We start from the raw sequence: 812 nt of genomic DNA on the forward strand, positions 1-812 counted from the left end.
GCCAAGGCGTTCCGCACCGGCAATTCCGGTTCGGTCGAAGCAGAGGGGCGGACTTTCTTTCTCAATGCGCATCTGCCGCAGCCGCGCCTCGTGGTGATCGGTGCCGTACACATCAGCCAGGCGCTGGCGCCGATGGCCAGGATTGCCGGCTACCCCGTGGAGATCATCGATCCCCGCACCGCCTTCGCCACGCCGGACCGCTTCCCTGACGTGGCGCTTCATGCCGAATGGCCGGAGGATGTGCTGAAGCGCCAGCCGCTCGACAGCTACACCGCACTTGTCGCTGTCACCCATGACCCGAAGGTCGATGATTTCGCTCTGAAAGCCGCGCTCGATGCCAACTGCTTCTATGTCGGCGCACTGGGCAGCCGCAAGACGCACGCCAAGCGGGTCGAACGCCTGCTGGCGCTGGGCGCAACCGCTGACCAGATCGCCCGTATCCATGCGCCGATCGGGCTCGATATTGGTGCTGCCAGCCCGGCCGAGATCGCCGTTGCGGTGTTGGCGCAAGCGATCCTCGCCTTCCGTTCGCGCGGGCTGGACGCAAAAGGCGCGGCGGCGTGAAATTCGGCCCGATCCCGATTGAGACGGCGGAAGGCGCGGTGCTGGCGCACGCCACCACCGCCGGCGAATGCCGCTTTCGCAAGGCACACAGGCTGAGCGCCGAAGATGTGGCGCTGCTGCGGGCCGCCGGCATTTCGCAGGTCGTTGCAGCCGTACTGGCCGCCGACGACCTCGGCGAGGATGCCGCCGCTCAACGAATAGCCGAAAGCATGACCTTTCGCGGCATCGACCGTGAAGATGCCCGACGC

At 66.5% G+C, this 812-nt stretch carries 1 protein-coding gene and 1 pseudogene; both read left to right on the plus strand.

Features of this window, described 5'->3' with window-relative positions:
* Nucleotides 1-564 (plus strand): XdhC family protein (locus EN935_RS38365; RefSeq protein ID WP_127374363.1); only part of this gene is annotated, 564 nt, incomplete at its 5' end.
* Nucleotides 561-812 (plus strand): annotated as a pseudogene (locus tag EN935_RS38370) (4-diphosphocytidyl-2C-methyl-D-erythritol kinase); the annotation flags it as partial. The gene EN935_RS38365 and the pseudogene EN935_RS38370, both read left to right, overlap by 4 nt.

This window comes from Mesorhizobium sp. M7D.F.Ca.US.004.03.1.1 (assembly GCF_003998635.1).
Lineage (GTDB): Bacteria > Pseudomonadota > Alphaproteobacteria > Rhizobiales > Rhizobiaceae > Mesorhizobium > Mesorhizobium loti.